This is a genomic window from Polynucleobacter sp. 35-46-11 (assembly GCF_002281105.1).
The window spans coordinates 1-4272 of record NZ_NCFJ01000196.1; the positions used below are offsets into that span (position 1 = coordinate 1).

The 4272-nt window shown below is 44.1% G+C and carries 5 protein-coding genes; all 5 read right to left on the minus strand.

Annotated elements, in window-relative coordinates:
- Nucleotides 1–125 precede the first annotated feature (125 nt).
- Nucleotides 126–767 (minus strand): molecular chaperone, encoded by a 642-nt coding sequence (locus tag B7Y67_RS11605; RefSeq protein WP_293598777.1) that lies wholly within the window; start codon nt 765–767, stop codon nt 126–128.
- Complete coding sequence (locus tag B7Y67_RS11610; RefSeq protein ID WP_293598778.1) at nt 764–2854, minus strand: 4Fe-4S dicluster domain-containing protein; 2091 nt, start codon at nt 2852–2854, stop codon at nt 764–766. The genes B7Y67_RS11605 and B7Y67_RS11610 overlap by 4 nt, the downstream gene beginning before the upstream one ends.
- 11 nt (nt 2855–2865) lie before the next feature.
- Nucleotides 2866–3441, minus strand: a complete 576-nt coding sequence (locus B7Y67_RS11615; RefSeq protein ID WP_293598779.1) for a DUF3306 domain-containing protein — start codon at nt 3439–3441, stop codon at nt 2866–2868.
- Nucleotides 3441–3977, minus strand: coding sequence for a DUF3305 domain-containing protein (locus tag B7Y67_RS11620; RefSeq protein WP_293598780.1), 537 nt, complete (start codon nt 3975–3977; stop codon nt 3441–3443). Before B7Y67_RS11620 ends, B7Y67_RS11615 begins: the two co-directional genes overlap by 1 nt.
- 6 nt (nt 3978–3983) lie before the next feature.
- Nucleotides 3984–4272, minus strand: a 289-nt coding sequence (locus tag B7Y67_RS11625) for a P-loop NTPase (protein ID WP_293598781.1), incomplete at its 5' end; no start/stop codon positions are given.

Consider the following 4272-nt stretch of genomic DNA (forward strand, 5'->3'; position numbering starts at 1 on the left):
TCGCAAACTCCTTTGTGGTGCAAATTGATCTATGTCAAAGTGTAATTGGTAATTGTATTTTTTGCATATATAACAATAAATATATTTTCGGTGAATTGATCACAGAAAAATGATGCAATGCAATATCAAATCATATCGAAGCCTTGGGCTTCAATTGCCATGAATTCACGGGTCAAGGCAGCAACTGAATGATATAAATGCATGTCCGGAATTATTTCTATTGCATCGCACAATTCGTCATACCAGGGACGAATATGGGCATTAAAAAAGATCCTTTGATTTGTCAGGTTGGAAATCACCACATCGTCACCAGCGATGAGATAACGCATAACCTCACACAAGGCAGCGATGTGATCTTCAGTTTCAGTAATATTCTCGGCAGCTTCAAGACCAAATGTGTCTAAGGAGCGCCTAATCTCCACCAAAGGCTTTTCGTTGAGATGTCCTGCCAAGTAAAAAGATGCATTGAGAACAACATTTGGCTTACCAACGCTAATGAAGTTCGCATCAAATTCATCTCTCCATGCTTGAGCAGGATTATTTTTAGCTAATTCCACCAAGTTATCCCATAGTCGAGCAAGTGGCGCTTCATCAGCACTGCCCTGCCCCTCTGGGATAGATGCCGCTATCTGGTCAAGCAGCTCCTGATCAGGGGGTAACAAAAAGAAGCGGGCTATCAAACCATATAAGTCAGCTCTGGCTAAATCTTCAGGCAAGCCAACGTCACCCACTTCTGCAATCTTCTGATCTTTTTCTAATTCACTCATGTTTCATTCTTCATCATATCTACTACGCGACAATCACTACACATCTTTAAGCGCTCCATTGCTGGTCCAGAGAAGGCGGCATGTGTACCAAGCTTGGTCAACATCAGGTCAACCATTTTGAGAGTCCCAAAGGGCTTGCCACAACTAATGCAGTGAAAAGGCTTGGTCTCATTTAAATTAACTCGTTGCTTTCTTTGATCAACGCTCAATAAGCGTGGCATCAAGCTCAAAGCATGCTCAGGGCAAGCGGTTACACAGATGCCGCACTGAACACATTGCTTCTCTATAAAGGACAACTTAGGCTCGTCCGGATTGTCTAATAGCGCACCTTCTGGGCAACTGCCAACACATGACATACATAGCGTACATGCATCCTTGTTGATATTTAAGCCGCCCAGTAATGAGGAGGCCGGCAAAGGAGCGCCTGCCTCAGGCAAAGCTGTTGTTGCCTGTTTTTCCAAATGACCTAAAACTGCTTCTATCGTCTCTCTCTTCTGATTGTTTAAACCAAAAGTAGCGGGGGTACACACTGCTGCAAGTGGACCACGTTGACGCAACTGACCCATCACCAAAGAAACCGAGGCTATGTCATCTGATGCAGCCGCATGGATCAAACTGATGCGCGCTTCAAAGCCATATGCCGCCAAGATTGCATTGCAGAGCTCAGTCTGTGTTTGCAAAGCAGCTTGATAAGCAGGATCTTGCTCACCTGACAACAATAAGTAAACCTCACTAAAGCCATAACTCAATGCGCCTAACCATAGGTCGATTCCTGTTGAGGCAATATGCTCAACGCCATAGGGGATTAAGTAGGAAGGTAATCCTTCATATCGACTTGGGTTTAAATGGGCAGCGCGACCAAGCGCATCGATTAGGTTTGTGCCAGCTTTCAGGGTGTGTATCAGGAGCGCGGGACTAACAGATTTATTTTCTTTAGCGCACTCTTGAGAAAAAACATTTGCCAAAGTTTTGATTTCTTTACCCTGGTGTGAAACGCTTGGATAGTTATACCGCATCGCACCCGATGGGCATACAGTGGAGCAAGCTCCGCATCCCATACATAAGTTTGGATTAACTTCAACAGTACCTTGCCCATTTTTGAAAAGCGAACTAATGGCTGCAGTTGAACAAACCTCTATACAAGCATTACAACCAACTTTACCGTTACGGCCATGGGCGCAAACTTTTTCGTTATAAGCAAAGTACTTGGGCTTCTCAAACTCCCCTACTAGACTCAATAGCTTATTAGCAGCAAATGATTGTTCCAGCGGATCAGTACCCGGAGCAAAATAACCCTGAGGAGTTTGACTCATACGCATATGAGTCTTTGAACGTAAATCTAAAATTAAATCGAATTGAGCAGTGCGATTACGCTCAACCCGATCAAAGTTGATCGCACCAATACTGGCGCAGGCCGTAATACATTTGCGATGAGATTTGCACTTATCTAAATCAATCTGAAATGAATCATTAATCGCGCCAGATGGACAAACCTCAACACAAGCACCGCAGCGAGTGCACATCTCAGGATCAATGGGGTTTTCTAACTCCCACTGCACTGTGAAATTCCCAAGATATCCTTCTATCGAGTTTGTTGAGCCAGAATAAATAGGAAAGTCTCTTGATAATGGCAGCGGACTTGGTTCAGTACAGAGAACAGAGACTTCCAATACATCACCCAACTGTTCGGCCCAAGGAATGGCTTGCTCACCAGCACCAATAATTAATGTGCGACCTTGACTCTCGTAATTAATGACCGGAACAGGGTCAGCCTCAGGCATATCAGCCAAGGCAAGCAACGCAGCAATTTTTGGAGAAGATGACAGAGCTTCCTGTGTCCACCCAGCAACCTCACGAATATTTACAAAACGCAATGGTGCAATTAAGGGTTTTTCCGATTGCGCTGCCAACTCATTAAACAAGGCGCCTTCCTGCGTGCAGGCAATGATAAGAGAATCATCGCCGTTAAATGCATCCACGACCGAATTGAGTTCTTGCCTACATAAGGCAGTGTGTATCTTGACACCCAATTTACTTGAATCAAGAGGCATCGTTCCATTGCAGTTACAAATTAATTTTTGGCTCATTAATAATCTTCTTAACTCGATTTCTTATCCACAGGCATGGGCACAGGGTTCAATTGCACATCATCAGGAGTTGCAGCGGTCGATGTTATACGACTCTCTGGAGAATTAGGTAAAGCTGTGGAATGGGTATCTTGATCACTTAATTGGGCATGAGATGAATCGGTGGTAGTAATATCAGTAACAGTTTGATCGTCAGCTTTACTAAAGATACTCAGCATATCGGATTGGGCCATACGCTTTAGCATGGCCAATGGAATAGGATTGGGCTTTGAATAATCATCAATATATTCATCAAGACCGTCCATGATGTTGAAGTGGGGATCAGAGAACATTTTTTTTAATGCCGCCTGCTGAACCCCTGGGTCAACGCCTGGCTGCATAAACGCAGAGAAATCAGGAGCTAACTCATCAATCTTCTCAACATCATCAAGCGAAGGCAATTTGACTTCTTCAGATGAAATGGGGTCTTGAACATCAGTGGAAATTTTTGGTTCAACCGCCTGAGACGATGGTGCGAGCTCTTCCTCAGATTGAACTGCTTTACCCGATTTAAGGCGGGACCATCGACTTAAAAATCGGCTTTCCATCAATCCTCCGAAGAACGATTGGCACCTTTAAAGGATGCGGGTTTATGCCTCTTTTTTGGCTCAGGCCGAAAATGCTGGTTCACAAAACCCTGCAACCAAGAAGCATGCTCATCATTCATGGGAATGTTATCCACTGTTTCACCACTATCAATTAAGTGGGCGGCTTCGTTATAACTCACATCTACACGATGCGGAATTGGAAAGCTAGATTCCGAACTAATGAGCGTTTTGGATTGATCATCTATATATTGATCAAAATCCTCTTCCATGCGCCACATAACAAACCAGCATGGAAAAGTTGCAGAAACATTGAGGTAGTAACCCTCAGCATCATCAGGATACAAATCGAGCTCGTATCCGGTAAACAACCAAGACTCTCCTTGCTCATCCCTGCCTAGAAACTGCCCCATGATTTTTTCAGGGGGGTGAGAAGAAGAAAATTGGCCATAATCTGGAAGCACCTCTGTTGCCGCCCAACGGAAATCAATCCAAGGGTTATCGACTTTTTGCTTACGCATGACGACGGCGAACTTCATCAGTAATTAGGTGTTTTGAACAACAATGCTAGGAAACTTGCTACTCATATCTTTCGAAAGAGCAGCCACTTTAATTGCAACTTGTCTTGCAATGGTTTTATAGATATTGCTTATGGGGCTATCAGGATCAGCAACTACCGTTGGCAAACCAGCATCCGCTTGCTCACGAATTGATAAATTGAGCGGTAAAGCGCCCAAGAAATCTGTGCCGTACTCTTGACACATTTTCTCGCCACCGCCAGTGCCAAAAATATGCTCTTCATGACCACAGCTAGGGCAAACATAAGTGCTCATA